The 25,740-nt window shown below is 70.7% G+C and carries 26 protein-coding genes; 9 read left to right on the plus strand and 17 right to left on the minus strand.

Annotated elements, in window-relative coordinates; translation table 11 throughout:
• Positions 1 to 151 precede the first annotated feature (151 nt).
• From ADL01_RS21065 to ADL01_RS21095, 7 genes are all read right to left on the minus strand, one after another.
• Positions 152 to 1,564: an alkaline phosphatase family protein gene (locus tag ADL01_RS21065; protein ID WP_053743638.1), complete on the minus strand. Its 1,413-nt coding sequence runs from the start codon at positions 1,562 to 1,564 to the stop codon at positions 152 to 154.
• A 20-nt stretch (positions 1,565 to 1,584) separates the two neighbouring features.
• The gene (gene eboE, locus ADL01_RS21070) at positions 1,585 to 2,748 is read right to left on the minus strand and encodes a metabolite traffic protein EboE (RefSeq protein ID WP_053743584.1); all 1,164 of its coding nucleotides are present in this window, start codon (positions 2,746 to 2,748) and stop codon (positions 1,585 to 1,587) included.
• 7 nt (positions 2,749 to 2,755) lie between these two features.
• Complete coding sequence (locus ADL01_RS21075; RefSeq protein ID WP_053743585.1) at positions 2,756 to 3,610, minus strand: TatD family hydrolase; 855 nt, start codon at positions 3,608 to 3,610, stop codon at positions 2,756 to 2,758.
• Between the two features lies 1 nt (position 3,611).
• A complete protein-coding gene (locus ADL01_RS21080) occupies positions 3,612 to 4,250 on the minus strand; it encodes an EboA domain-containing protein (RefSeq protein ID WP_053743586.1) in 639 nt (212 codons plus the stop codon).
• A gap of 118 nt (positions 4,251 to 4,368) precedes the next feature.
• Entirely contained in the window at positions 4,369 to 5,217 is an 849-nt protein-coding gene (locus ADL01_RS21085; protein WP_053743587.1) for a sugar phosphate isomerase/epimerase family protein, read from the minus strand.
• Positions 5,218 to 5,266: 49 nt separating this feature from the next.
• Positions 5,267 to 6,196, minus strand: coding sequence for an SCO3242 family prenyltransferase (locus ADL01_RS21090; RefSeq protein ID WP_053743588.1), 930 nt, complete (start codon positions 6,194 to 6,196; stop codon positions 5,267 to 5,269).
• A 209-nt stretch (positions 6,197 to 6,405) separates the two neighbouring features.
• Entirely contained in the window at positions 6,406 to 6,819 is a 414-nt protein-coding gene (locus tag ADL01_RS21095) for a gamma-glutamylcyclotransferase family protein (protein ID WP_053743589.1), read from the minus strand.
• Positions 6,820 to 7,066: 247 nt separating this feature from the next.
• Here ADL01_RS21095 and ADL01_RS21100 point away from each other — a divergent pair, with 247 nt between their 5' ends.
• Both ADL01_RS21100 and ADL01_RS21105 read left to right on the plus strand, forming a co-directional pair.
• Positions 7,067 to 8,689, plus strand: coding sequence for a M4 family metallopeptidase (locus ADL01_RS21100; protein WP_053743590.1), 1,623 nt, complete (start codon positions 7,067 to 7,069; stop codon positions 8,687 to 8,689).
• 243 nt (positions 8,690 to 8,932) lie between these two features.
• The gene (locus ADL01_RS21105; protein WP_053743591.1) at positions 8,933 to 9,730 is read left to right on the plus strand and encodes an SAM-dependent methyltransferase; all 798 of its coding nucleotides are present in this window, start codon (positions 8,933 to 8,935) and stop codon (positions 9,728 to 9,730) included.
• A gap of 72 nt (positions 9,731 to 9,802) precedes the next feature.
• On the opposite strand, the gene ADL01_RS21110 is transcribed toward ADL01_RS21105, so the two are convergent.
• The 3 genes from ADL01_RS21110 to ADL01_RS21120 all read right to left on the minus strand — a co-directional run bounded on the left by ADL01_RS21110 (position 9,803) and on the right by ADL01_RS21120 (position 11,674).
• A complete protein-coding gene (locus ADL01_RS21110) occupies positions 9,803 to 10,129 on the minus strand; it encodes an antibiotic biosynthesis monooxygenase family protein (RefSeq protein ID WP_053743639.1) in 327 nt (108 codons plus the stop codon).
• Between the two features lie 128 nt (positions 10,130 to 10,257).
• Entirely contained in the window at positions 10,258 to 10,773 is a 516-nt protein-coding gene (locus tag ADL01_RS21115) for a hypothetical protein (protein ID WP_234354736.1), read from the minus strand.
• Positions 10,774 to 11,026: 253 nt separating this feature from the next.
• On the minus strand, positions 11,027 to 11,674 hold the full coding sequence (locus tag ADL01_RS21120; RefSeq protein ID WP_078960667.1) for an NAD(P)H-dependent oxidoreductase: 648 nt from the start codon (positions 11,672 to 11,674) through the stop codon (positions 11,027 to 11,029).
• Between the two features lie 287 nt (positions 11,675 to 11,961).
• On the opposite strand from ADL01_RS21120, the gene ADL01_RS21125 reads away from it, so the two are divergent.
• Together ADL01_RS21125 and ADL01_RS21130 are read left to right on the plus strand one after the other, a co-directional pair.
• Positions 11,962 to 12,528, plus strand: coding sequence for a hypothetical protein (locus ADL01_RS21125; protein WP_053743593.1), 567 nt, complete (start codon positions 11,962 to 11,964; stop codon positions 12,526 to 12,528).
• A 174-nt stretch (positions 12,529 to 12,702) separates the two neighbouring features.
• On the plus strand, positions 12,703 to 13,392 hold the full coding sequence (locus tag ADL01_RS21130; protein WP_078960668.1) for a class F sortase: 690 nt from the start codon (positions 12,703 to 12,705) through the stop codon (positions 13,390 to 13,392).
• On the opposite strand, the gene ADL01_RS21135 is transcribed toward ADL01_RS21130, so the two are convergent.
• Positions 13,349 to 14,134: a sulfite exporter TauE/SafE family protein gene (locus ADL01_RS21135; protein ID WP_053743594.1), complete on the minus strand. Its 786-nt coding sequence runs from the start codon at positions 14,132 to 14,134 to the stop codon at positions 13,349 to 13,351. The genes ADL01_RS21130 and ADL01_RS21135 overlap by 44 nt on opposite strands.
• Positions 14,135 to 14,355: 221 nt before the next feature.
• Here ADL01_RS21135 and ADL01_RS21140 point away from each other — a divergent pair, with 221 nt between their 5' ends.
• The 3 genes from ADL01_RS21140 to nirD are packed head-to-tail and all read left to right on the plus strand — an operon-like array spanning position 14,356 to position 18,622.
• Positions 14,356 to 15,642, plus strand: coding sequence for an NAD(P)/FAD-dependent oxidoreductase (locus ADL01_RS21140; protein ID WP_053743595.1), 1,287 nt, complete (start codon positions 14,356 to 14,358; stop codon positions 15,640 to 15,642).
• Positions 15,639 to 18,254 (plus strand): nitrite reductase large subunit NirB, encoded by a 2,616-nt coding sequence (nirB, locus tag ADL01_RS21145; RefSeq protein WP_053743596.1) that lies wholly within the window; start codon positions 15,639 to 15,641, stop codon positions 18,252 to 18,254. Before ADL01_RS21140 ends, nirB begins: the two co-directional genes overlap by 4 nt.
• Positions 18,251 to 18,622 (plus strand): nitrite reductase small subunit NirD, encoded by a 372-nt coding sequence (gene nirD, locus ADL01_RS21150; protein WP_053743597.1) that lies wholly within the window; start codon positions 18,251 to 18,253, stop codon positions 18,620 to 18,622. The genes nirB and nirD overlap by 4 nt, the downstream gene beginning before the upstream one ends.
• Before the next feature lie 73 nt (positions 18,623 to 18,695).
• Here the strand turns inward: nirD and ADL01_RS21155 are convergent, their stop codons facing one another.
• On the minus strand, positions 18,696 to 19,622 hold the full coding sequence (locus ADL01_RS21155) for an oxidoreductase (RefSeq protein WP_053743598.1): 927 nt from the start codon (positions 19,620 to 19,622) through the stop codon (positions 18,696 to 18,698).
• Positions 19,623 to 19,758: 136 nt separating this feature from the next.
• Positions 19,759 to 20,589: an SAM-dependent methyltransferase gene (locus ADL01_RS21160; RefSeq protein WP_234354737.1), complete on the minus strand. Its 831-nt coding sequence runs from the start codon at positions 20,587 to 20,589 to the stop codon at positions 19,759 to 19,761.
• 236 nt (positions 20,590 to 20,825) lie between these two features.
• Here ADL01_RS21160 and ADL01_RS21165 point away from each other — a divergent pair, with 236 nt between their 5' ends.
• Positions 20,826 to 21,413: a hypothetical protein gene (locus ADL01_RS21165; protein WP_053743641.1), complete on the plus strand. Its 588-nt coding sequence runs from the start codon at positions 20,826 to 20,828 to the stop codon at positions 21,411 to 21,413.
• A 36-nt stretch (positions 21,414 to 21,449) separates the two neighbouring features.
• Here ADL01_RS21165 and ADL01_RS21170 read toward each other — a convergent pair whose 3' ends face one another.
• From ADL01_RS21170 to ADL01_RS21185, 4 genes are all read right to left on the minus strand, one after another.
• Complete coding sequence (locus tag ADL01_RS21170) at positions 21,450 to 22,013, minus strand: cysteine hydrolase family protein (protein ID WP_053743599.1); 564 nt, start codon at positions 22,011 to 22,013, stop codon at positions 21,450 to 21,452.
• A 29-nt stretch (positions 22,014 to 22,042) separates the two neighbouring features.
• Entirely contained in the window at positions 22,043 to 22,930 is an 888-nt protein-coding gene (locus ADL01_RS21175) for an SCO6745 family protein (protein ID WP_053743600.1), read from the minus strand.
• 124 nt (positions 22,931 to 23,054) lie between these two features.
• A complete protein-coding gene (locus ADL01_RS21180; RefSeq protein WP_078960670.1) occupies positions 23,055 to 23,510 on the minus strand; it encodes a hypothetical protein in 456 nt (151 codons plus the stop codon).
• Positions 23,504 to 24,097: a TIGR03086 family metal-binding protein gene (locus ADL01_RS21185; protein WP_053743601.1), complete on the minus strand. Its 594-nt coding sequence runs from the start codon at positions 24,095 to 24,097 to the stop codon at positions 23,504 to 23,506. Before ADL01_RS21185 ends, ADL01_RS21180 begins: the two co-directional genes overlap by 7 nt.
• A 123-nt stretch (positions 24,098 to 24,220) precedes the next feature.
• Here ADL01_RS21185 and ADL01_RS21190 point away from each other — a divergent pair, with 123 nt between their 5' ends.
• Positions 24,221 to 25,675 carry a PLP-dependent aminotransferase family protein gene (locus tag ADL01_RS21190; RefSeq protein ID WP_053743602.1) on the plus strand — a complete coding sequence of 485 codons (1,455 nt, stop codon included), beginning with the start codon at positions 24,221 to 24,223 and terminating at the stop codon, positions 25,673 to 25,675.
• The last annotated feature ends 65 nt before the right edge of the window (positions 25,676 to 25,740 follow it).

Below are 25,740 nucleotides of genomic sequence, written 5' to 3' on the forward strand. Positions count from 1 at the left end.
GGGGGAAGCCGGGCGGTCCGTGTGGCCGGTGGGCTGGGGCAGGGGGCCGGGCGGCTGGTGTACGGCCCCGTGGTCACTCACGGGATCAGCGGTGTCCCTGCCGCGCGCGGGGCGTCCCGTGCGCGGCAGGCGGCTGTGGCGTGGTCGCGGGTCAGACGTGGTCCGGGGGTGGGGTCGTGGGGAGGCCGGCGAGTTTCAGGAGCAGGCCCTTGACGTCCGTGGCGGTGATGGCCTCGCTGCTGTGTTCCGGTGCGGAACACAGCAGTACGGGGCCGTGGGCCGGGTCGCTCGGGAGGCGGCCGTGGCTGCCGCGGACGGCCGAGGGGTCCAGCGGGACCGTCTGCAGGCGGTAGCGGAACCCGAGCTTCTTGCGGGCGACTTGACCGGCCGCGCGGAGTTTCACCATCGAGTCGGTGTCGTCCCACAGGAGTTCGGCGGGGTCGTAGCCGGGCTTGCGGTGGATTTCGACCTGGCGGGCGAAGTCGGGGGCCCGGTCGTCGTCGAGCCAGTAGTAGTACGTGAACCAGGCGTCGGCGTCCGCCACCACGACCAGCTCTCCCGAGCGCTCGTGGTCCAGCCCCTGCTCCGCCTTGCCGACGGGGCCCAACACCTGGTCCACACCGTCGAGTTCACCGAGGATCTTGGCGACTTCGCGTACGTCGTCCGGGTTCCGTACGTAGACGTGCGCCACCTGATGGTCGGCGACGGCGAAGGCGCGGGACGTCCACGGGTCGAGGTACTCCATGCCGTCCTGGGTGTACACCTCCAGCAACCCGGCCTGGCGCAGGGTCCGGTTGATGTCCACGGGGCGGGAGACCGGGGTGATGCCGTACTCGCTCAGCGCCACCACCGTGGCGCCGGCGTCGAGGAAGTGGGCGATCAACGGGCGCAAGGTGTCGTCGAGTTCGCGGGCCGCGCGGACGGACGCCTCTGACTCCGGGCCGGAGCGCTGGGGTTCGTAGTCCATCTGCGGGATGTAGACCAAGGTCAGATCGGGGTTGTGTTCGTCGAAGATCTGGCGGGCGGCGCCCAGGATCCACTGGGTGGAGGGCATGCCGGCGTTCGGGCCCCAATAGGTGAACAGGGGGAAAGGGCCCAGCCGTTCGGTGAGTTCGTCGTGCAGGGAGGGCGGCGAGGTGTAGAAGTCGGGTTCCTTGCGGCCGTCGGAGTAGTAGATCGGGCGCGGGGTCACCGTCCAGTCGACGTCGGCCCCCATGGCGTACCACCAGCAGATGTTGGCGACGGTGTAGCCGGGCGCGTGCTTTCGGGCCGTGTCCCAGATCTTCTCGCCGCCGACGAGTGCGTTGTGCTGCCGCCAGAGGAATACCTCACCGAGGTCGCGGAAGTACCAGCCGTTGGCCACCGCGCCGTGTGTGGAGGGGAGTTCGCCGGTGAGGAAGGTGGACTGGGCGGTGCAGGTGACGGCGGGGAGCGTGGTGCCCAGGCGGGCCTTGAACCCTCGGTCGCCGAGGGCGGCCACGGCGGGCATGTGGCGCAGGAGGGTGGGGGTGAGGCCGACGATGTCCAGGACGACGAGTCGGTTGGTGTTCGGTGTTTCGGTCATGAGTGGTTCCTCGATGCCGGTCATGAGTGGTCCTCTTTGAGGCCGAGGCCGGTCAACCGGTCGCGGGCCCAGGCGAGTTCGGCGGCGATACCGTCGGCGAGGTCGGCGGGTGGGCGGGGCAGGACGGACCAGGTGTAGGTCTCGACCTCGATGTGGTCACAGACGGCGCTCGGGCCGCCGAGAAGTCCGGCGAGGACGCTGGTGAGCTGGTCGGCGGTGGTCCGCAGGGGCGGTTCGGGCTGGGCGTGCAGCGGAGCGTGGAAGTGCGTGCGCCAGGGGCTGCCGGAGGCCGCCGGAAGCGCGTCGCCGTCCAGGGCGTCCGGCAGGTCGTCGACGCCGACCACTGTGCCCGCCTCGACCGTTCGGGTCTGGTGCAGGAACCGGCGTTCGGCCAGTTCACGCAGGGCGGCGCGGGCTCGCGGGTCGGTCGGGTCGGGGGCCTCGACCGCGCAGGACGCCTGCAGCTTGACGATGGGCAGCCCGGCGTCGGCGAGCCGCCCGAGGGCCTCTCCGGGTTCCTCGAACTGGACGGCGAGATGGCAGGCGTCCAGGCAGACGCCGAGGCGGTCGCGGTCCACGTCGGCGAACTCCCGTACCGCCTGAGTGGTGGTCTCCACGACGCACCCCGGTTCCGGCTCGAAGCCGACCCGGATGCGTCGGCCGGTGTCCGACTCCAACTCGCCGATTCCCGCCGCCAGTTGATCGAGGGCTCGGCGGGCCGTGTCTGCTCGCTCGGCCGGCCATGGGGTGCGCCAGCCGAGCGGGAGCGTGGAGACGCTGCCGCGTCGGACGTCGTCGGGGAGGAGGGCGGCGAGGACGCGGGCGCAGTCGAGGGTGTAGGCGAGGCGGGCCGGGTCGGCCCAGTCGGGAAGGTAGACGTCCTTCTTGACGACCTCGCGGTGGAAGCCCTCGTAGGGGAAGGCGTTGAGGGTGACGGTCTCCAGGCCCCGCGCCGCGAGTTCGGCCTTGAGGGTCGTCAACGCCCCTTTGTCCGCGGCGAGTTCGGTGACGGCGGTGCGGGCCAGCCAGAGGCCGATGCCGAGCCGGCCGACGCCGAGCCGTTTGCGTACGGGCTCGGCGTGCGCGGCGAGCTGGGCGATGACCCCCGCGAGGTCCTCGGCCTGGTGGACGTTGCTGCAGTACGCGAGGTGGACGGGGGTGCCGTCGGGGTGGCGGAAGCGCACAGGCTGGTCACTCTCCCCCGCGCCGGATGGAGTTGCCCTCGAACGACGAGGTCTCGTCGGACTTCGGCTCATCCAGGTCGAGGCGTCCGCTCTGGCCGTAGAAGGTGACCGGGTTGCGCCACAGGACGCGGTCGACGTCGTCGTCCGTGAAGCCGTCGGCGAGCATCGCGTCACCGGTCTTGCGGGTCTTCAGTGGGTCCGAACTACCCCAGTCCGCCGCCGAGTTGACGAGGACGCGGTCGAGGCCGTGCTCCCGGAGGATGCGGACCATGCGGTCCTCGCTCATCTTCGTCTTCGGGTAGACGGAGAAGCCGGCCCAGCAGCCGCTGTCGAGGACCATGCTGACCGTCAGCTCGTTCAGGTGGTCCAGGACGACGAGTTCGGGGGCGATGCCCGACTCCCGTACGACGTCCAGGGTCCGCCTGGTCCCGACGGCCTTGTCGCGGTGCGGGGTGTGGACGAGGGCGGGCAGGCCGTGTTCCACGGCGAGTTGGAGCTGCCGGGCCAGAACCTCGTCCTCCTCCTTGGTCATCGAGTCGTAGCCGATCTCACCGACGGCGACGACCCGGTCCTTGGCGAGGTAGCGGGACAGTTCCTCGAGGACGGGGAGGCAGCGCGGGTCGTTCGCCTCCTTCGGGTTGAGGGCGATCGTGCAGAAGTGCTGGATGCCGAACTGGGCTGCCCGGTAGGGCTCCCAGCCGAGCAGCGAGTCGAAGTAGTCGTAGAAGGTGTCGGGCGAGGTGCGCGGCTGCCCGAGCCAGAAGGCGGGCTCGACGACTGCCCGTACCCCGGCCGCGTACATCGCCTCGTAGTCGTCGGTGGTGCGGGAGGTCATGTGGATGTGAGGGTCGAAGATGCGCATGTCACTCGGCTCCGGGGGTGGTGGTGAAGGGGCGCACACGGTTCACGAGAGGGGCGATGTCCTCGGGGACGGGGCGTCCGGCGGCCGTCCGCTCGCGGGCGAAGTCGCTGAGCATGCGGACGAGTTCGGCGTCCGCCCGGTCGTCGAGTCCGGCGACGTGGGCGAGCGGGATCTCGCAGAAGACGCATTTCAGAACGGCCTGGCGGTATTCGTCCGCCGGGAGGTGGGCCGCCGCGTACGGGCCGAGGGCGGCCTCGATCAGGGTGATGTCGTTGCCGCGCAGGGTCTGTCGTACGAGGTCCAGGAACCGGCCGGTCCCGCCCAGGTCGATCTGGGGCAACGCCCGCAGCACGGCCCGCTGTTCGGCGGGGTCGCCGTAGCGGTGCAGCGCTGACACCTCGTCGACGAGGGGCTGGTCGCGCAGGGGCAGCGCGGCCAGGAGCAGGGCGCGGGCGGCCTCGTCGACGGTCCGGCCGTCGGGCAGCGGGGCGCGACCGCAGTGGCGGCGCACGGCGGGGAAGAGGGTGCGGATGGTGGCGGGGTCAGCGGCGATCTTTGCCAGCGCGGTGTCGAGCCAGGCGCGGGCTTCGGGGGTGAGGGGAAGGGGAGTGGGAAGGGTGGCACGGTCGGAAGGCGGCATAGGGGTTCCCTGAGGGGAGGTGGGAGAAGAAAAGGGAGCCGGGAGAGCGGGAATTGCCGGCAAAAACGGGTCGCGAAATACTCGCGAGCACATGACGGGATGTGGGGGAAATTACGGGTCAGGAGGAGAGCAGGCTCCGCGCCTCGGCTCTGCGCAGGAATTCCAGGGAGCTGCGGGCGATGTCGGGGGCGTCCAGGGCGCCGCCCTGGATCTCGACGGACACCAGGCCTCGATGTCCGAGGTCGGTCAGTGCCGCGAGCACCGGTGGGAAGTCGATCTCCCCCGCGCCGAACTCCAGATGCCGGTGGACACCGCGGACCATGTCCTCGATCTGGACGTTCAGGAGGTGCGGCGCGGCCAGGGCAACGCAGTCGAGCAGTGACGGCGCCTCCACGCAGTGGGCGTGTCCGATGTCCAGGGTGACACCCAACAGCTCGTGGCCGCCGAGGAGTTCGCGCAGCCTCAGACACTTCGCGACGGTGTCGACGAACATGTGCGGCTCGGGTTCGAAGGCCAGCGCGACCCCGTACGCCTCCGCCGTCTCCAGCGCCGCCCCGATGCCCGCGGCCAGCCGCCGCCAGGCCTCCGCCTCCGGCACGTCGTCCGGAGCCGGTCCGCTGCACCACTGGACGGTGGGAGAACCGAGTTCGGCGGCGACGCGTACGGCGCGCCGCAGCAGGTCGACTCGGTGTTCCGGTTCGCCGCTCATCAGCGTCGGCTGGTGCTTGCGCCAGGGGTCGAGGAAGTAGGGCGCCCCGGTCTCGACCGTGACGGTCAGCCCGAGTCGTGCCAACTGCTCGCTCACGCGGGCGACTTGGCGGGGCAGGTCGTCGGCGAAGGGGTCGAGGTGGTTGTGGTCGAGGGTGAGGGCGACGCCGTCGTAGCCCAGGTCGGCGAGGATGCCGAGGACGTCGGAGAGGCGGTGGTGGGAGAACCCGTTGGTGCCGTAGCCGAACCTCAGGCCCATGGCCCGCCACCCTTCGTCACACAGCTCTTGACCTGATGAGTGGCATGGGTCATGTCGGGGACACCCGCCTCGCGAGGCGCTGGCCCACCGGGTGCAGAGCACCCAGGAGCGCGGCGGCGCCGGGCGCTCCCGCACGCGCCGTGAGCGCCGCCTGGAGGGGGACCATGGCGAGGATGCCCGCCCCCACCGCACGCCGTACGGAACTCGCGCGTGGATCGCGTACGGCACGCATCTGGGCCCGGCCGTACGTCCCCAGGTAGGCGATAACTCCGGCTGAGGCGACGGCAGTTCGGGCGACGGCGTCGCGGGGCAGGGGACGTCTGGACGACAGCCCGGCGGGGAGCAGGGTGGGCAGCACCGTCGACAGCGCCGTGGCCGACGACACGGCCAGCGTCGTGGCGGGCAGCCGCGCGGGCGCGCCGGAGATCTCGTGGCGGCTGAGGGCGGTGAGCGTATAGGTGTGCACCCCGACGAGGAGGGCGGGCGCCGCACCGCGAGAGAGCGCGCCGGCCCCGCCGCCCCCTCCGGGCCCGTGCCACGGGGGGTTGCCGCCGCCCGCGACCGCACCCGCCAGCACGTCGAGCGCACGCGCGCCCGCCATCGCCGCCGGACCGGCCGGAGTCGACTTCAACTTCAGGTCGTACGCCCATATGAGCGCCGTCAGCGGCAGGGCCACACCGAGTCCGCGCCGGCCGCCCGACAGCGCGGCGAGGCCCAGGCCGACGCCGGTCAGACCGGTGGCGACGGCCAGCGCGGTCCGGCGCGGTATCCGGCCGGAGGGCACGGGACGGGCGGGTCTCTCGACCGAGTCGATGGCGGCGTCGGCGTAGTCGTTGAGGGCCATGCCGGCCCAGTAGAGGCAGACTGAGGAAGCCATCGCACCGGCGGTCCGGGGGCCGAGGGGTCGGCCCGCCGCAGTCGCGCCCGCCAGGATGTCACCGGGGACACTGAGCGCGGCGGGGGCTCGGACAAGGCTCACCAGGTCGGAAAACGCGGGTAATTGAACCCTGGTGCCGCATAAAGGCCGTCGGGAACCGGTGGGGGGAGCTGCTTTCCGGTCACTCATGGCCCAATCATCACCAGATTCATTTGAAAGCTAACGCTTTACAGGATGTTGCCTCTGTGAGGAACATGACAACGTCATCGTGTTGACACCGCACAGGAAATTCACAGGATCCACACCGGCAGTCAGCGGCGCGCGCGCCAGTCCCCGCCGTCGATGAGCCCGCCGTGCGCCCGCAGTCGGGCGGCGACGGCAGGCCCGGCGATGTACACCCAGGCGAGTACGGCGGTCCCGTCGGCATCGAGGGTCACCTGACGCGCCACCCGCTCATACCGGCCGCGCGGGTCGCCCGGGACGCACTCCTCCAACTCGTCGAGTGCGGGGAGCAGTTCGTCGTACACCTCCGGCAGCGCGGTGACCAGCTCGCCGTGCACGACCCCGTCGGGTTCCACTACGGCGTACGGGTATCCGGGCCCGTCGTACAGCACTGCGTCCGCGAGCCGCGCCGGCTCCTCGGACCGGATTCGGCCACGCAGATACCGGTCGTGGTTGATCTCGCCGGGGCGGAGGGTGCCGTAGACGAAGAACGGGAGTCTCACTGTGGGTCTCTCATTCATGAGGTGGCCAGTGGGGGCCAGGGCAGGGGCGGGCTGGGGGGCAGGCCGACGGGTCGGGCTTCGCGGGATGACTGGTGTCGATGACTCACGCTGATGACTCGTGTCGATGGGGAAACGATTCTCGCCACAAGTCGAGGTGAACATGCCTGCGCTATGGACACGCCATGTCATGAACCCGTAAACCTGAGCGACCTGAGCGATCCTTGCCGTCTTCACCCCAAGGAGACCGATGACTTCTCGTCTTGCCGCGGCCGGCGTAGCAGCAACCACCGCCGCCCTGCTGGCCGCCGCGCTCTCCCCCACCGCCGACGCGGCCGACCGGCCGACCAGGGCCACGGCGGTCAAGAACGCCGTCACGGCACTCGTGGACCAGGCCGCTCACCTGGGCCTGACCTCGGCACAGGGCACCACAGTTCGGGACGTCGTCATCGACAAGGACGGCAGCCAGCACGTCCGTTACGACCGCACGTACCGCCAACTCCCGGTACTGGGCGGCGACTTCGTCGTTCACCTGGCACCGAACGGCACCTACCGCAGCGCGAGCCGCGCCACGACCCGCTTGATATCCCTGTCCACGATCAGCCCGTCGGTGTCCGCCCCGAAGGCCGCCGACCTGGCGGCGTCGGCGCTGCGCGCAGCGAACGTCGGCGAGGCGCTGAAGAAGGTAACTACCAAGCCCCTGCTGGTGGTTGACGCCCTGCACGGCGCCCCGAAGCTCGCCTGGCAGACGAACACGGCGGCGCTGGACTCGGTCGGCAACCCGGTCGCCCGTACCGTGGTGACCGACGCCCGGACCGGCGCCCAGATCGACGCCTGGGACAGCATCGAGACGGCGACGGGCGACGGCAAGTCCCTTTACGGCGGCACGGTTCCGTTGCAGACGACGGCGTCCGGATCGGCGTACCAGCTGAAGGACCCGACGCGCGGCAACACGTATACGGGCGACGCCGAGAACGGCACCGACCTGTGCGTCTTCGGCATCTGCATCGTCCGCGCCCCCGCCACGCTCTTCACGGACACCGACAACCACTGGGGCACGGGCGCGACGGCGGACCGGGCCTCGGCGGCGGTGGACGCGCAGTACGGCACCGACGAGACCTGGGACTACTACAAGGACACGTTCGGGCGCAACGGGATCAAGGGCAACGGGGTCGGCTCGTACAACCGCGTGCACTACGGCAAGAACTACAACAACGCGTTCTGGGACGACACTTGCTTCTGCATGACGTACGGCGACGGTGACGGGTCGATCTTCGGCCCGCTGGTCTCGCTGGACGTGGCCGGGCACGAGATGACGCACGGTGTGACGTCGTCGACGGCCAAACTGGCGTACACGGGCGAGTCGGGCGGCCTCAACGAGGCGACGTCGGACATCTTCGGGACGCTGGTGGAGTTCAACGCCGCCAACTCCGCCGACCCCGGGGACTACTTGATCGGCGAGAAGGTCGTCAGGTCGGGCTTCGGCAAGACGGCGCTCCGCTACATGGACCAGCCGTCGAAGGACACCAAGTCGGCCAACTGCTGGAGTTCGGCCGTGGGGAACCTCGACGTCCACTACTCCTCGGGCGTCGCGAACCACTTCGCGTACCTGCTGGCGGAGGGCAGCGGCGCCAAGACACTGAACGGCGTCAGCTACAGCTCCCCCACGTGCAACGGCTCCACGGTCACCGGCATCGGCCGGGCCAAGCTCGGCGCGGTCTGGTACAAGGCGCTGACCACGTACATGACGTCGTCGACGAACTACGCGGGCGCGCGCACGGCCACGCTGAACGCGGCGCGTGACCTGTACGGGGCGAGCAGCACGGAGTACGCGGCTGTGGCGGCCGCGTGGAGTGCGGTGTCGGTGGGCTGAGCAAGTGGGCTCAGCGAAGGGCCGAGAGAGCTGAGCCGGAGAGCCGAGCTGGAGGGCCGAGCCGGAGGGCTGAGCCGGGAAGTTGATCAGAAGGTGTGCGGTTGGTGGCCATCCCGGGAAGTTCGCGGGGTGGCCACCGGTTTGTCTGCTGACTGCGCATAGCGGGACACGTATCGTTGGCCTTGGGCGTTAAGTTGAACCTTGCACAAACGCGTCCGCTGCGACCGAGGAGACGATGCCAGCATGTCCGAGCCCGCACAGAGAATCGATACCTCGGTACCGCACTCGGCCCGCATCTGGAACTACTGGCTGGGCGGCAAGGACAACTACCCCGTGGACGAGGCCGCCGGCGACGCCTACACGGCCGTCTTCCCCGGCATCGTCACGATCGCGCGCAGCAGCCGCGCGTTCCTGGGCCGTACGATCCGCCACCTGGCCGGAGAGGCGGGCATCCGCCAGTTCCTGGACGTCGGCACGGGCCTGCCGACGGTGGACAACACCCACGAGGTGGCCCAGTCGGTCGCCCCCGACGCGCGCATCGTGTACGTGGACCACGACCCGCTGGTCCTGACCCACGCCCGAGCGCTCCTGACGTCGACCCCCGAGGGCGCGACGGACTACGTCGACGCCGAGCTGTACGACACGGACCGCATCCTGGCGGCGGCGGCGAAGACGCTGGACCTCACCCGCCCGACGGCCCTGATCCTGAGCGGCATCCTGGGCCATGTGGCGGACCACGACACGGCGCGCGGCATCGTCCGCGACCTGCTGGCGGGCCTCCCGTCGGGCAGCTACCTCTCCCTGAACGAGGGCTCCCGGGGCACGGACCCCGCCTACGAGCAGGCGCAGGACGCCTACAACGAGACGGGCGCGGTGCCGTATTTCCTGCGGCCGGTGGACCAGATCGAGGCGTACTTCGAGGGGCTCGAACTGGTGACGCCCGGGGTGGTCTCGGTACCGCTGTGGAGGCCGGAGCCGAGCGCGTCCGGGGTGGCGGCGCCGGCCATCGGTCAGCACGGGGGGCTGGGGCGGAAGCCCTGACCCGACCGTCCGTCACGGCGCGCCGAGTACGGCAACCGCGGCTCGGCGCGCCGGAGTTTCGGAGGTACGGGCTCAGTCCTGCTTCGGGGCGGTCTGCTGGACCACTTCGAAGGACCAGAGCGTCGACGCGGAGGCAGCGGGCTTGGGCCGCTCCCCGCCGGGGGACGCGGGACGGTGCGCGGACTGCATCGGGCCCGCCATCCAGGCCTGGAAGTCCTCCTCACTGCGCCACCGCGTGTACACCAGGTAGGTGTCGGTGCCCTCGACAGGCCGAAGCAGCTCGAACCACTCGAATCCGTCCGACCCCTCAACAGCACCGGCCCGCGCCGCGAACCGCTTCTCCAACGTCTCGCGCTGCTCTTCGGGGACCGTGAGGACGTTGATCTTTACGATGCTCATGAGGGCCATCTTGCCGCAGGGGGTTGTCCGGGGCGCGTGAAGGAGGGGGCGCGTTCGGTGAGGGCGCGTTCGACGCGGAAGGGACGGTCACGCGAAGACAGAACCGGCGTCATCGGCGACCGCCCGCGTCAATCGTCCTCGCACGCCCTCGCCCTGAACTCCGCCACCGAAACGGTCTCTGCAGATTCGTAGCCCTGATAGCGGACCGTTCCCGGTGCCAGCCGGTCCCGGTCCGTCAGGGTGAAGGAGACGTTGCCCGACGACCACGAGCTGTCCTTCGTCCAGCCGTACAGGTCGTAACTGGTCTTGGCTGTAAGCGGTTTGAGAGGTGTGGTCGCCGTCCAGCCGGCGGTCGGGGCGTCCAGGGTCCAGGTGGTGAGGCCTGCCTTCAGGGGGCGGGCTGCTGTCCATGAACCGACCGTCACCTCCTTGTCGACGTCATCGCTGTCCACGTAGAGAGTCGCGCCGTCGATGTGATGTCCGCAGACCATCATGACGCCGACCAGATGACCGTCGTCGGTCACCGAGATGCCCGCGACGGCGTCAATGGGAACCGTGCACCCAGAGGTTGCGGCCAGGGCCGCGCAGACAGCGAAGGCGGCGGCGGATCGTCTGAGTTTGGGCGACGAAGTGGTTGACGGCACGGTGTCCCCCTGATGTACCCCTGACCTGGGGGCACGCAGCCGTACCCCCTCCACACCGGATGGTAGGGACGATCCGCGTCGAGTCGCGGTGCCGCCGCCCACCCGTTGCGCGCTCGTTGTGGCCCTGTGGCCGGAGTTGGCGCCTGACGTGGGGGCAGGTGCCGTTCGTAGCCTCGGTGATGGTGGACAGCTCGGGGCGGGCCCCGGAATCCCGGGGCCCGCCGATGCGTGCGCTTCGCACGGCGAACGGCCACTACCCCCCGTACGGCCGCGCCGCCCGCCCCTCCCTCAACGTCCGTCCCCACCACACCACTTGGTCCAGCATCGTCTTCGCCGCCGCGTCCGGTCCCGACGGGTCCCTCAGTTGTCCCTCGTCGTCGAAGGACGCGCCCGCGTTGTGGAAGGACACCGTGTCCCGGACCGTCGTCGCGTGGAGTTCCGCGAAGACCTGGCGGAGATGTTCGACCGCGCGAAGACCTCCGGAGAGGCCGCCGTACGAGACGAAGGCGACCGGTTTGGCCTGCCACTCCGTGTAGTGCCAGTCGATGAGGTTCTTGAGGGCGGCCGGGTAGGAGTGGTTGTACTCGGGGGTCAGGACGATGAACGCGTCGGCGGCCGACAGTTTCGGGGTGATCGCCGACAGTTCTGCCCTCGTGGCCGCGTCGGCCGCGAACGTCGTCGGGAGCGCCGTTTCCGCGACGTCCACGACCTCCGCCACGAGGTCGTCGCGGGCCCCCAGCCGGTTCAGGATCCAGGCGGCCACGACCGGGCCGAAGCGGCCTTCCCGGTTACTGCCGACGACGACAGTGACACGTACAGGTTCGAGAGATTTGAACGGTTCGACAGGTTCAACGGGTTCAACGGGTTCAACGGGTTCAACGGGTTCAGTCAGTGTCTGCATGCGCTACAGCCTCGTACCTCAAGTTTTCTTGAGGTCAAGCCGTCTGTCCGCACCCCCTCCGGGTCACCCGTTCACACCCCCCGCCCGCGCCCATCCGGTTCTCTTTCACGACACTTCCCCAGTACGGCGATGACCTGCCGAAACGCCGACGCGCGCACCGTTTCCGGCCGTCCCGGGCCAGCCGAACACCCTATTTCTGACGGCCCTTCAGGAAGCGCGTCCGCGCCACTGCCACTTACCTCGGAAGCAGACCACCCCGTTCGCGAGCTCTCGGAGGAGCCAGGCCGATGCGACGCACCGCCTCCCGTCTGCTGACCGGTACAGCGCTCGCCGTCGCCCTCGTGGGACCGGCGACGGTCGTCGCCGCGCCCGCGTACGGCGCTACCGGCGGCATCGGCAGCGGTGGCGCCCTGGAGGTGTACCCGAAGACCGTCACCCCCGGTACTCAGGTCACCGTCAACACGACGGCCTGCGGAGCGGGCGGTACCGCCGCCGGTGATGCCAGCGCGGTGGGCGCCGGGGCCTTCGTTCTCGCGCCCGGTACGCACAAGGAGGTCGCCGTCGGGCAGTTCCGGGTGCCGCCGGGCGCGCAGCCGGGGACGTACGAGATCGTCGCCCGGTGTGACCGGCAGGGGGGCGGACGGGAGGTCAGTGGGGATCTTGTCGTCACGCTCACCTCCACCCGTATGCCCATGGCCGTTCCCGTACAGCCCAGGGGGAGTGTGAAGACGGGGGTCGGTGGCGCGCTCGGTCCCGACCCCGTGCAGACCGCGGCCGGCGTGGCGGCTCTCGCCGTCGCCGCCGCGGGCGGTACCTGGCTCCTGCATCGCCGGGCGAGAGGCGACAGGATCTGACGGACACCCTCCGCCGTCCGTCTGCGGTACCGCGTGTCCCCCTCCCTCCGGGTCCGAGGCCCCTCGCGGCCCGGAGGGGGGCCAGGGCAGCAGAACATCAGGGAGAAATAGGGGACCAGGGCACAGCCACGGGCGCAGGGATGTGCCCCGGCACGGGCATCCGGGAGGGTCACAGTGCGTCGATTCACCAACCTCGTCATAGCCGTCGTCACCGTCGTCGCCCTCTGCTCAGGCGCCTGGCTGGTGCGCGGCGGCCGTGAGACACACGCCCCGCCGCAGCCGTCCGCCGCTCAGGCCCGTACGCGGCCCGCCGACCCCCGGCCGGCCGTACCGGAGTCCCCCGCGCTCCCGCCCTCCCCGCCCCTCCGGATCCGCATCCCCGCCATCGGTGTGAACGCCCCGCTGATGGGCCTCGGCCTCACCGCCACCGGCAGCCTGGAGGTACCGCCCGCCGAGCGCGAGGACCTCGCCGGCTGGTACGAGGCCGGCACGGTACCCGGGGAGACGGGCACCGCGATCGTCGCCGGGCACGTCGACAACGCCGACGGTCCCTCGGTCTTCTACCGCCTCGGCGCCGTGGAGAAGGGCGGCGCGATCGAGGTCGAGCGCGTCGACGGAAGCACCGCTCGCTTCACCGTCGACGCCGTCGAGGTCTACGCCAAGGACCACTTCCCGGACGAGAAGGTGTACGGCGCCGCGTCCCGCCCCGAGCTGCGGGTCATCACCTGCGGCGGCCCCTACTCACCCCGTACGGGATACACCGGCAACGTCGTCGTCTTCGCCCACCTCACCGGCGGCACCCCGCGCCCGCCGAGCGCCGCTACGCCAGCCACTGCTGGTACGCCAGATTCGCCACCAGCGTGAACACCACCACCAGCAGCACCACCCGCACGAACCCGCTCCCCTTCTTCAGCGCCGTATGCGCCCCCACCATCCCGCCGACCAGGTTGAACGCGGCCAGCAGCGCGCCCAGTTGCCAGTACACCGTGCCCTGCCAGGCGAAGATCGCGAGGGCGCCCGCGTTGGTGCAGCAGTTGACGATCTTGGCGGTGGCCGACGCGGTCACCAGGTCGAGGTGGAGCAGCGCGGTGAGCGCGAGGACGAGGAACGTGCCCGTGCCGGGGCCGATGAGACCGTCGTAGAAGCCGATGCCGAGGCCGGCGAGTCCGATCGCGGCGAGGACGCGGCGCGCGGAGACCGGGGTGGTCGCCGGGGCCGTACCGAAGGCGGGCCGGAAGATCACGAAGGCGCCGACGCCGAGCAGGACGACCATGATGACCGGCTTCAGGGTGTCCGTGCTCATGCCGGCCGCGACGAACGCCCCGGCCGTCGATCCGGCGACCGCCGCCAGTCCGATGCGTACCGCGAGGCGTACGTCCACCGGCGCCTTGCGTGCGTACGTCACGGCCGCGCCCGTGGTGCCGACGATCGCCATGGCCTTGTTGGTGCCGAGCGCGTACTGCGCCGCCGACGACGTGTCCGGCAGCCCCAGCAGCAGTACGGGCATCATCAGCAGGCCGCCGCCGCCCACGACGGCGTCGATCCAGCCGGCCGCGAGCGCGGCGAGACAGAGGGCGGCGACCAGGGGCAGCGATATGTCAGGCATGATCGCGAGCTTAGGTCGCGTCTCTGACGGCCAGGACAGCGGATGGTTTTCGGCCGTAGCGGTGGAGGCCCTGTCTGCCGTATGGTTCCCGCACCTCACAGCCGCCTTTCGCGCGCCCGCCGAACCCTCACACCCCTCCCCCGCCCCCGCTGAGGGAAGCGTGTCCCCCGGGAAACAGACGTGATGCTGCCGGGTAACACCGGCAACGCACGCTGCGGTACATGACCTCGAATGCGCGTGTGGTGGTGATCGGCGCCGGGCTCGCGGGCGTACGGCTCGCCCGGCGGCTCGGCGAGCTCGGCCTGTCCGCCTCGGACGTCGTGCTCGTCGGCGAGGAGGAGCACCGCCCGTACAACAGGGTGCTGCTCGCCGAGGTCCTCGCCGGGCGGTACGCCCCCGAGGTGATCGCCCTGCCGACGCCGGACCGGCTGGTCCGGGCCCGCGCCGAGCACGTCGACCGGGCCGAGCGGATCGTGCACTGCTCCGACGGGTCGTCGATCGCGTACGAAACGCTGGTGCTGGCGACGGGCTCCAACCCCGTACTCCCGCCCCTGCGCGGGCTGTTCACCCCGGACCACGAACTCCCGGAAGGCGTCCACGCGTTCCGCACGATGGACGACTGCCTCGGTCTGTCCGAGGCCGTACGTCCGGGGGTGCGGGCCGTCGTCATCGGCGGCGGGCTCCTCGGTGTCTCCGCCGCCCGCGCCCTCGCCGTACGCGGCGCGCAGGTCGTCCTCGCCCAGCAGGCCGAGCGCCTGATGGAACGTCAGCTCGACCCTGGCGCCTCGGAGTTGGTGCTGCGGCACCTCGAGGAGCTGGACGTCGAGGTGCACACCGAGTGCCGGGTGCGCAACGTGCGCTGTGTGGGCGGCAGGGTCCGCTCGGTCGAACTGGCCGACCACTACGCCCTCGACGCCGACCTCGTCGTCCTGGCCTGCGGTGTCCACCCCCGGGTGGGGCTCGCGCGCGACGCGGGGCTCGCCGTGCACAAGGGCATCCTCGTCGACGACGAACTGCGCACCTCCGACCCGCACATCCGGGCCCTCGGGGACTGCGCCCAGCACCAGGGAACGATCTACGGTCTGGCCACCCCGGCCCTCGAACAGGCCGAAGTACTGGCTGAGTTGATCGCGGGCGAGGCAGGCGCGTCGAGCGTTTCGAGTGAGGCCGGCGCTTCGGGTGGCACCGCCGCCCGGTACACCGGCACCCGTGCCCTCACCCGGCTCACCCTCACCGACTTCACCGCCGACACCGGCAACCCCTTCGATCTCGCCGCGTTCGGCGAGCCGACCCCCCGCCCCGGCGACGACGTCATCCAGCTCGCCGACGCCACCCGGGGCACGTACCGCAAGGTCGTCGTCCGTGACGACCGGCTGGTAGGCGGGGTGCTCGTCGGCGAACTCGGCACCGTCGGCGCCCTCGCGCGCGCCTGGGAGGGAGCAGAGCCGCTCCCCACCGACGGCGGCCCCTTGCTCCACCTGCTCACCAACGATGGAGGCTCCTCATGACCGCCACTGATGGGGCCACCCCCACAATCGTCCTCGTCGGCCACGGCATGGTCGGCCAGCGCTTCCTCGAAGCGCTCGCCGAGCGCGGCCTGACCGCCGCCCACCGGGTGGTCGTACTGTGCGAGGAACCGCGTCCGGCGTACGACCGCGTGGCGCTGACCTCGTACTTCTCGGGCAAGACGCCCGAGGACCTCTCGATGACCGACCTGGCGTTCATCGAGAAGGAGGGCATCGAGCTGCACATCGGTGACCCCGCCGAGACCATCGACCGCGAGGCGAAGCGGGTGACCGCCCGCTCGGGTCTGGTCGTCGACTACGACATCCTGGTCCTGGCCACCGGCTCCTACCCCTTCGTACCGCCGGTCCCGGGCAAGGACGCCAAGGGCTGCTTCGTCTACCGCACCATCGACGACCTCCTCGCCATCGAGGAGTACGCCAGTACCCGTACGACGGGTGCCGTGGTCGGCGGTGGTCTGCTCGGACTCGAGGCGGCCGGCGCGCTGAAGGGCCTCGGACTCACCTCCCACATCGTCGAGTTCGCGCCGCGGCTGATGCCGGTGCAGGTCGACGACGGCGGCGGCGCGGCGCTGCTGCGCACCATCGAGGACATGGGCCTGTCCGTCCACACGGGCGTGGGCACGCAGGAGATCGTCGTCGGCGAGGACGGCGCGGTCACCGGGATGAAGCTGTCCGACGGCAGCGAACTCGCCACCGACCTGGTGGTGTTCAGCGCCGGTGTCCGGCCGAGGGACCAACTCGCCCGGGACTGCGGCCTGTCCGTCGGTGAGCGCGGCGGCATCACGGTCGACGAGCAGTGCCGTACGGTCAGCGACCCGCATGTCTTCGCGATCGGCGAGTGCGCGCTCGCCGCCGACGGCCGGGTGTACGGCCTGGTCGCCCCCGGTTACGAGCAGGCCGAGACGGCCGCCGCGACCATCGCCGCCGACGAGGCGGAGCAGTTGTCGTTCACGGGCGCCGACCTCTCCACCAAGCTGAAGCTGCTCGGTGTCGACGTGGCGTCGTTCGGCGACGCGCACGGCACCGCCGAGGACTGCCTCGACGTCGTCTACTCCGACTCCCGCTCGGGTATCTACAAGAAGCTCGTCATCGGCCGCGACGGCACGCTGCTCGGCGGCATCCTCGTCGGCGACGCGGAGGCCTACGGCACGCTGCGCGCGTTCACCGGTACGGTTCCGCCGGTCTCCCCCGAGTCCCTGGTGCTCCCGGCCGGCGCGGGCGGCCCGGTCCAGCTCGGCCCGACGGCGCTGCCGGACACCGCGATCATCTGCTCCTGCAACAACGTCACCAAGGGCACGATCCGGGGCGCGGTCACCGAGCACAGCTGCACATCCGTGCCCGAGGTGAAGAAGTGCACCAAGGCCGGTACGACGTGCGGGAGTTGCGTCAAGGTCCTCGGCCAGCTCGTCACCGCCGAGCTGGAGGCGAGCGGTGTCGTCGTCGACAAGGGCCTGTGCGGCTGCTTCGCGCAGACCCGCGAGGAGCTGTACGAGATCGTCCTCGCCCTGCGTATCAACACCTACCAGGACCTGCTGGACCGTTACGGCCGCGACCACGCCAGGGGCGGTGACGGCTGCGACGTCTGCAAGCCGGCCGTCGCCTCGATCATCGCCTCCCTCGCCCCGACCATCGGTGCGAGCGGCTACGTCCTCGACGGCGAGCAGGCGGCGCTGCAGGAGACCAACGACCACTTCCTCGCCAACCTCCAGAAGAACGGCTCGTACTCCGTCGTCCCGCGCATCCCCGGCGGTGAGATCACCCCTGAGGGTCTGATCGTCATCGGGGAGATCGCCCGCGACTTCGGCCTCTACACGAAGATCACCGGCGGTCAGCGGATCGACATGTTCGGCGCGCGCGTCGAGCAACTCCCGCTGATCTGGACGCGGTTGGTGGACGCCGGCTTCGAGTCGGGCCACGCCTACGGCAAGTCGCTGCGCACGGTGAAGTCCTGTGTCGGCCAGACCTGGTGCCGTTACGGCGTCCAGGACTCCGTCCGGATGGCGATCGACCTGGAGCTGCGCTACCGGGGGCTCAGGTCGCCGCACAAGCTCAAGTCTGCGGTGTCGGGCTGCGCCCGCGAGTGCGCCGAGGCCCAGTCCAAGGACTTCGGCATCATCGCCACCTCGGGCGGCTGGAACCTGTACGTCGGCGGCAACGGCGGCGCGACCCCGCGCCACGCGGACCTGCTGGCCCAGGATCTGAACGACGCCGAACTGATCAGGCTGATCGACCGGTTCCTGATGTTCTACATCCGCACCGCCGACCGTCTTGAGCGCACGTCGACCTGGCTGGAGCGGCTCCCCGGCGGCCTGGACCACGTACGGGACGTGGTCGTGGAGGACTCCCTCGGCATCTGCGAGGAGCTGGAGTCGCTGATGACCGCGCATGTCGCCCACTACCGCGACGAGTGGGCCGACACCATCAACGACCCCGAGAAGCTCGCCCGGTTCGTGTCCTTCGTGAACGCGCCGGACACCCCGGACCCGGTCGTCGGCTTCGTCCCCGAGCGCGACCAGATCAAGCCCGACCTGCCGCTGCTGTCCATCGGCCTGCGCCCCGCCGACGACGTCCTGGAAGGAAGTGCCCAGCGATGACCCTGGCACCCGAGACGACCGACCTGAAGATCCAACTCCGCCTCGACAACAGCGCCGACGGCGACGACAGCTGGTTCACGGTCTGCGACCTGAGCCTCCTGCTGCCGGGCCGTGGAGTGGCGGCCCTGCTGCCCGACGGCCGGCAGGCCGCCGTCTTCCGCGACCGCGCGGGCGCCCTGTACGCCATCGACAACCGTGACCCGTTCGGCGGCGCGGCGGTCCTCTCCCGCGGCCTGACCGGCACCCACCAGGGCCGCCCGTATGTCGCCTCGCCGCTCCTGAAGCAGCGCTTCGACCTGGAGACGGGCCGCTGCCTGGACGACGAGACGGTGGCGGTGACGGCGTACGAGGTGCGTACCGCCGCCTGACCCACCTGACCACCCGACTGATGCTGCTTGTGAGCGGCGCCCCGGCCTCAACCTGCCGGGGCGCCGCTCACGTTCATGACTTCAGGCCCTCGTACGTCACCCCGGTGAGCTGCTCGGAGGCGGCCCAAAGGCGTTCCCCCGCGCGGTCGTCGAGGGTCCAGGAAGCGCGCCACGACGTGGCGGGCGAGCCGCGCCAGCCCAGGATCCGGGGGCCGATGAACGCGTCGGGCCGTACGTCCGGTGCGGCGGCCGCGTACAGGGTGGGCAGGGCGCCCGCCTCGGCGGACTGGGCGAAGAAGCGGTTGCCGATCTCCATCATCCGCTCGGCGCCCTTGCGGCCCTGCATCTTCGGCGCGGCGGTCTGGAGGTTGGTGGCGGCGTACCCGGGGTGCGCGGCGGCGGCCACGACACCGGAGCCGGTCGCGGCCAGCCTGCGCGCCAGCTCGTGCGTGAAGAGCAGGTTGGCCGTCTTGGAACGTCCGTACGCGGTCCAACGCCGGTAGTTCCGTTGACTGTTGAGGTCGTGAATGTCGATGTTGCCGAGGAGGTGAGCACCGCTGGAGAGGTTCACGATCCGGGCGCCGGGCGTACCGAGCAGCCTCGGGAAGAGCAGCCCGGTGAGCGCGAAGTGCCCGAGGTGGTTGACCCCGAACTGCGTCTCGAACCCGTCCGCCGTCGTCCCGTACGGCATCGCCATCACGCCCGCGTTGTTGACGAGGAGATCGAGGCGCTCGTACGGGAGCTCGTCCACGAACTCCCGTACGGAGCCCAGGTCTCCGAGGTCCAGCGGCCAGAACTCGGCGATGGCGTCCGGCACTTCGGCAAGCAGCCGCCCCACCGCCTCGTTCCCGCGCACCTCGCTCCGGCAGGCGAGCACCACCCGCGCCCCCTTGCGCGCCAACTCCCGTGCGGTGACGTACCCGAGACCGCTGTTGGCGCCGGTGACGACGGCGATCCGGCCGTTCTGGTCGGGGATGTCCTGCGCGTTCCAGCCCGGCATGTTCGGATGACCTCCATGAGCGACGGGTCCGGCGGTTCTGGCGTCCCGGGCATGTGTCCGGATCCGGATCCCGATTCGCGTACAGACTGCGCCGGATCGGCTCCCATGGCCAGTTCTACGCCCTGTGACGCGCGTGTCAGGGCTTGCGGCCCACTCCGCAGTAGGCGTCGACGGCCGAGGCGGGACCTGCCGGGCCCCGGAGGTCGGGGCGCCACAGGGGAACCTGGACGACGCCGGGTTCCACCAGGTCGAGGCCGTCGAAGAACGCGGCGATCTCCTCGACGCTCCGCACGTAGTACGGGACGGCGCCGCTCGCGTTGTACGCGTCCGACGCGGCGATCATGCCCTCACTGGTCGCGGTGCTGTCGCTGATCACCAGATGGCTGCCCGACGGCAGGCCCGCCATGAGCCGGCCGACCAGGTCGCACGCCTGTTTGTGGTCGGCGACATGGCCGAGCGTGTTGAGGATCATCAGGGCGACCGGCCGGGAGAGGTCCAGGGTGTCGGCGGCGGCTTCGAGGATGGCCTCGGGGTCGTACAGGTCTGCGTTCAGATAGACGGTCCGGCCCTCGGGGGTGCTGCCGAGCAGGGCGTCCGCGTGGGCCAGCACGATCGGGTCGTTGTCGACGTACACGATTCTGGCGTCCGGGGCGGCGCGCTGCGCGACCTCGTGGGTGTTGTCGGCGGTCGGCAGGCCGGTGCCGACGTCCAGGAACTGGCGTACGCCCTGCTCGTCGGCGAGGTGGCGGACGGCGCGTCCTAAGAAGTGCCGGCTCGTGACCGCGACGTCGACGAGCCCGGGGAAGATCTCCTTGATCTGGTCCCCGATCTCCCGGTCGACCTCGTAGTTGTCCTTGCCGCCGACGAAGTAGTTCCAGAAGCGGGCCGAGTGGGGCTTGGAGGTGTCGATGTGCGCCCGGGGCCGTGCGCCGGTGCCGACCGAGGGGGTGGGGTCGTCGTTCAACACGACAGAGTCTCCTGTAGTTCTTGTGGTTTCTGCGGTTCCTGTGGTTTCTGCGGTTCCTGTGGTGATCATTGGGCACCAACGTAGGTCAACTCGCCACCTCCGCAGAGGAGTTGGCGAGATCCACCGGCGGACAGCAGAGGATTCCGGCCATCGCGGACGTCACGGGGACACCCCCTGCGCGTACATGACAATTCCATCCCGCCGTCAATGTCAGTGGTGCGCAGTACGTTGTGGGCATGGGCGTGTACCTGGTCGATGTCGATGCGGAGGAGTGGTTCGGTGAGGGCGAGGAGGGGTGGTCGGAGATCGCGGCGGGCCTGAACGCGGAGCTGGTACGACGCGGTCTGCCCCGGTACGAATCGGTACCCGAGGCGGCGGGCTTCGTACGCGGCTCAGGACAGTCCTTCGAGGAGAAACTCGTCCCGCCGATGGACGGCCTCGTGGCGCTGTGCGAGGCACACCTCTCGGCGGCGGAGACGGCGACGCTCCTGGACTGGACGGTACTGGTGCCGGTGTCCCTGGACGAGGAGATCGAGCTGCCGGTCGAGTCCTCGTACTCCGACGAGACCGTGATCGCGGGTGCGCCTGAGGTCCTGGCAATCGCCCAGAAACTGGCGACGGCGGTCGCGCTGCCGCCCGAGGTCCCGGAGATGTGCGACAACCTGGATCTGACGAACTGGTTCCTGGACGGCGCGGCGGAGAAGCTTGCGGCGACGCGGCCGGGGCCGTGGGGCGCGGATCTGGACGCGTCCTTCTATGTCGCCCTGTACCTGCGCGCGGCACAGCACTCGCTGAGACGGGGGTGCCCGGTCACCTATTGCTAGAGGGTTCGTCTCCCGATTCCGGAGGTGGGCCTTCCGCTATTGCGGTGCGACGGCTTTGAGCCAGTCCTCGACGGCGAGGACATCCGCCCACTGCGGGAACAGCTTCTCGGTGAGCATCCGGTGCACCTCGGGGTCGGTGTCCAGGCAGGCATCCGCCAGGACGGTGAGGCCGAAGTCCAGGTCGATGGCGTGCCACAGGGTGGACAGCACCACAGCGCTGGTGGCGATGCCGGTGAGAACGAGGCTGTCGATGTCTCGCGCCCTGAGTACCAGGTCGAGGTCGCTGCCCGAGAACGCGCTCCCCCGCCTCTTGGTCACCACGATCTCCCCCTGGCGGGGCGCGACCTCATGATGGATCTCGGCGCCAGGGGTGCCCTGGATGAGCAGGCCGGCCCGCACGAGGTTCGCCATCGTCCGGTTACGAGGGCTGACTTCCGGATCGCCCGGCCGTAACCCCATCACCACGTAGATCACGGGGATGCCGGCGGCCCGGGCACCGTCGATCGCCCCGCGCAAGCGCGGCAGATATCCGGAACCGTCGTCGGCGATCGCCACGACGTCCCGTTGGACGTCCATCACCAGAAGTGCGGTGTTCGCCATGCCTGCCGTCCCTCGCCCTCTTCTCTCACTCAAGCGCTCTCTGCGCTGAGGCGGTCGACCACCCACGGCACGAGCTCCTTGGCCACCGCAAGGCTGAACGGCCCCGCCAGTGAACGCAGTTCGGCGCAGGCGGCGGGACCGAGTGTGACGTAAGGGAGGGCGGCCAGTTGGTCGGTGGTGCGCTCGAACTCCGCCCTGCGCCGCTTACCGTCCTCGGTCAGGGCCAGGTCGGGCCCCTCGTCGAGCCATCCACGCTCACGCAGGTTCAGCACGGCCTGCTCCCACTGCTCCGGCGTCCATCCCCGCGAGTCGCGCAGCACCTTCGCGTCGACGTCGCCCGTGGCGGCGTGCGTGACGAGAGCCTCGATCCCGCTCAGTCCGGCAGTCAGCAGTGCCGCCACGTGGCCGTCGCCACGGAACTCCCGCAACAGGGTCTGCGCGTGCCAGAGCACGAGGTGGGGTGCGTCCGGCCACGGCAGTGCGGCGTGCGCGGCGAAGAGGGGGCGGCCTTGTGGATGGTGCACGGTCGCTTCGGCGGCGGTACGGGCCAATTCCGCCGCGCGGGCCATGGCCGGTGAGGAGATGTCCGCGCCCAGGATGCGGCGGAGCGAGGCGTCCATCCCGGCGAGCCGGGCGGCGGTGAACTGCTGCGGCGTGGCGGCCTCCCATGCCGCGGGTATGGCTCGGCGCACCAGTTCGGGATTGAAGTTGTAGAACGTGGCGATGACCAGATCCGCCGGCGCGGCGCCGATCGCGGCGGAGCGGGACGCGAAGTATCCCGTCCTGGCGTCCACGCCCAACTCCGCGTACTGGCTTGCGGCTTCGGGCGAGAAGTAGACACCCCCGTGGTAGGGCTCGAGGGTCCTCCAGGTCTGGCGCGCGAAGGCCAGGCTGTCGGGGTCTGTGTTCTGCTTCATGGGGGGTTCGCCGTCTCGTGGGGGGGGGGGAAGTGCTGCTGTTCATCGAGCACACGACGGCGCGTGGGTGGTACACCCAATCGTACCGTCTGGTCGGTACGTTATCGGAGAGCGGCTCCGGCGACTACCGTCTTTCACGGCGATCGTCCGACATCAGCCATGCCTCCGCGTCCCGCCGGATCCGCGCCGCGTCGAAGGTCTCGTATTCCCGGATCACCGACCGGATCGTGCCTCGCTCCCGGTACTCGTCCATGATGGCGACATGCTCCGGCAGGCGTACGAACTCCGCCAGAGCGCGTCGCGCGGTCCACACCGAGACCGATCCGCAGCGGCGGGCCCAGGGCGCGACCCACAACCACATGCCGACCGCTCCCTCGAGACGCGGCCAGTGGCGCCGTAGCGCGAGACCGTGACGCGTGATGCCGGGCAGGTCTCGGTACGCGTCGCTGGTGAAGTCGGTGACGCTGACGATCAGCGGGCCGCTCCGGCGACCGCTCGTGCCGCTGTCGGTACCCTTCGCCGCGACTCGCTCACTGAGGGAGTCCCCGGCCGGGCCCTGGCACCAGCGGCTCCTCAGCATGGCCTCGGCGTCCAGGACGGGTCACGGCCGAGCAGCGCGAGCAACCGTTCGCCTGGCGGGGCGTCGTCGGGGACGGCGATCCGTCGGCGGAACGCGGCGCCGGCCCCGCGGCCCTCGTCCGGGACAAGGGCGGCGACGCGCAGCGCGGCGGTGGTGAGTTCGTCGGTGGGCTCCCACGGGGCGCCGATCGTCACCGCGACGTCCCAGGCGTGCGCCACGTAGTCGAGCAGGTGGAAGCCGATCGCTGTGCGTCCGGGGACGGCGAAGCCCTCGCCGACCTCCGGCAGCGCGAACCGCCGCTCCAGCACGTCGTCCTCCGCGAACGCCGCGGTGACCTCGCTCACTGACGTCTCGTACGCTCCGGCCGGGTCATCGCCCACGTCGCCGTCGCGCCAAACGACCCACGGCTCACCCGCACCGCGGGCGGAGGCGGCGAATCCCTCGTTCTGGCTGACCAGATGGCGAACCAGGCCGTACAGGGTCCAGTCCGCGCAGGGCGTCGCCAACCTCAGGTGATCGGGCTTCACCTGGGAGACCAACTCCCCGGCCAGCAACAGCGCTTGGCGGTCCAGTCGTCGTATGTCCATGGCCCGAGCGTAAAATCGCACGCGGTACAGGTCCAGAGCCAATAAGTTGCCGAACGGTTGGGCCAATTACCGGGCCGAAAGCCGACAACAGCCGGGCGGCCGGGCCGACATCGGAGAGCCGGGATGGACGTACACGTCAGGCTCGACGGGCAGCGCGACCTGTCCGGCCAGATCTACCGCCAGTTGCGCACCGCGATCCACGACGGGCTGCTGCGGCCCGGCGATCCGCTGCCCCCGACCCGGGAGTTGGGCCGCCGCCTCGATGTGGCCCGCAACACCGTCGGCGTCGCCTACGAACGGCTCGTCGCCGAGGGCTACGCGGAAGGCAGGGTCGGTTCCGGCACCTTTGTGTGTACGACGGGCCTGCCCACGCCCGGGGCCACGACCGCCACCGACACCACCGGCTCCGGGCTGCGTCCGCGCGCCCTGTGGGCGGGCTTGTCCCCCTGGGCGGACCCGGAGACCACGGGAGCGACCACGGCGGCCCACGACTTCCGGGTCGGCCTGCCGGACGCCCGGCTCTTCCCGTACAGCGCCTGGCGTCCCCTGATCGCCCGGGAACTGCGCCTCTCGGCGACCGCGGCGGCCGGATACGGCGATCCGGCCGGCCACGCCGGGCTGCGGGCCGCCCTCGCCCGGCACATCGGACTCTCGCGCGGCGTGCGGACCGGGCCGGACGACGTGCTGGTGACCAACGGCACGCAACAGGCCCTGGACCTCATCGGGCGGGTGCTGCTCGAACCGGGCGACCGGGTGGCCGTCGAAGAGCCCGGTTACCCACCGGCCCGGCTGCCGTTCCTGGCGCAGGGCGCCGAGGTCACGGGCGTACCGGTGGACGCCGAGGGCCTGCTGGTGGACGCCATCCCGCCGGACACCCGCGCCGTGTACGTCACCCCCGCCCACCAGTTCCCGCTCGGCATGCCGATGTCCCTGCGGCGCAGAACGGCGCTGCTGCGGTGGGCGCGGCGGCACGGCGCGGCGGTGATCGAGGACGACTACGACAGCGAATTCCGGTTCGGCGGGCGGCCGGTCGAGACGCTGCAGAGTCTGGACCGGGACGGATACGTCATCTACGTGGGGTCGCTCTCCAAGGTGATGCTGCCCTCCCTGCGCGTCGGCTTCCTGGTGGCGCCCGCCCCGCTGCGCGCGGCACTGCGCACCGCCAAGTACACCGCCGACTGGCACACAGCGGTCCCCACCCAGGCGGCGCTCGCCCGCTTCGTCGACGACGGGTTGCTCGCCCGGCACATCCGCCGGATGCAGCACGTGTACGCGACCCGGTACCAGACCGTCACCCGCGCGCTCACGGACCACTTCGGGGGACTGGCCGAGCTGGTGCCGTCCGCGGCGGGCCTGCACGTGACCACCTTCACCCGAGGCCGGCTCGCCGACCCCAAGGCCCTCGCGGACCGGGCCGGCCGGGTCCGGGCATCCGGCGTGGCGGTCCACACCCTGGCGGAGGTCGCCGCGAACCGCTCCGCACGCCCGGGCTTCGTCTTCGGCTTCGGGTCGATCGGCGCCCCGGACATCGAGGGGGGCCTGCACCGCGTACTCGGCGCGCCTGAGGACAAGGACTAGTGAGGGCGGAAGGGAGCGTCACTTCGACCGTCCGCCGTGCCCTGGCAGCGGTGCCGCCGCCAGGG

Source organism: Streptomyces sp. NRRL WC-3618 (assembly GCF_001280005.1).
Classification (GTDB): domain Bacteria; phylum Actinomycetota; class Actinomycetes; order Streptomycetales; family Streptomycetaceae; genus Streptomyces.

Coding starts and splice junctions, on each gene's coding strand:
- ADL01_RS21125 (WP_053743593.1), top strand. CDS start 11,962: ATGCGACGCACCGCCTCCCGTCTGCTGACCGGTACAGCGCTCGCCGTC.
- ADL01_RS21110 (WP_053743639.1), bottom strand. CDS start 10,129: ATGAGCATCGTAAAGATCAACGTCCTCACGGTCCCCGAAGAGCAGCGC.
- ADL01_RS21085 (WP_053743587.1), bottom strand. CDS start 5,217: ATGGGCCTGAGGTTCGGCTACGGCACCAACGGGTTCTCCCACCACCGC.
- ADL01_RS21080 (WP_053743586.1), bottom strand. CDS start 4,250: ATGCCGCCTTCCGACCGTGCCACCCTTCCCACTCCCCTTCCCCTCACC.
- ADL01_RS21105 (WP_053743591.1), top strand. CDS start 8,933: ATGTCCGAGCCCGCACAGAGAATCGATACCTCGGTACCGCACTCGGCC.
- ADL01_RS21075 (WP_053743585.1), bottom strand. CDS start 3,610: ATGCGCATCTTCGACCCTCACATCCACATGACCTCCCGCACCACCGAC.
- ADL01_RS21065 (WP_053743638.1), bottom strand. CDS start 1,564: ATGACCGAAACACCGAACACCAACCGACTCGTCGTCCTGGACATCGTC.
- nirD (WP_053743597.1), top strand. CDS start 18,251: ATGACCCTGGCACCCGAGACGACCGACCTGAAGATCCAACTCCGCCTC.
- ADL01_RS21120 (WP_078960667.1), bottom strand. CDS start 11,674: ATGCAGACACTGACTGAACCCGTTGAACCCGTTGAACCCGTTGAACCC.
- ADL01_RS21180 (WP_078960670.1), bottom strand. CDS start 23,510: ATGCTGAGGAGCCGCTGGTGCCAGGGCCCGGCCGGGGACTCCCTCAGT.
- nirB (WP_053743596.1), top strand. CDS start 15,639: ATGACCGCCACTGATGGGGCCACCCCCACAATCGTCCTCGTCGGCCAC.
- ADL01_RS21100 (WP_053743590.1), top strand. CDS start 7,067: ATGACTTCTCGTCTTGCCGCGGCCGGCGTAGCAGCAACCACCGCCGCC.
- ADL01_RS21135 (WP_053743594.1), bottom strand. CDS start 14,134: ATGCCTGACATATCGCTGCCCCTGGTCGCCGCCCTCTGTCTCGCCGCG.
- ADL01_RS21190 (WP_053743602.1), top strand. CDS start 24,221: ATGGACGTACACGTCAGGCTCGACGGGCAGCGCGACCTGTCCGGCCAG.
- ADL01_RS21155 (WP_053743598.1), bottom strand. CDS start 19,622: ATGCCGGGCTGGAACGCGCAGGACATCCCCGACCAGAACGGCCGGATC.
- ADL01_RS21175 (WP_053743600.1), bottom strand. CDS start 22,930: ATGAAGCAGAACACAGACCCCGACAGCCTGGCCTTCGCGCGCCAGACC.
- ADL01_RS21185 (WP_053743601.1), bottom strand. CDS start 24,097: ATGGACATACGACGACTGGACCGCCAAGCGCTGTTGCTGGCCGGGGAG.
- ADL01_RS21170 (WP_053743599.1), bottom strand. CDS start 22,013: ATGGCGAACACCGCACTTCTGGTGATGGACGTCCAACGGGACGTCGTG.
- ADL01_RS21140 (WP_053743595.1), top strand. CDS start 14,356: ATGACCTCGAATGCGCGTGTGGTGGTGATCGGCGCCGGGCTCGCGGGC.
- ADL01_RS21165 (WP_053743641.1), top strand. CDS start 20,826: ATGGGCGTGTACCTGGTCGATGTCGATGCGGAGGAGTGGTTCGGTGAG.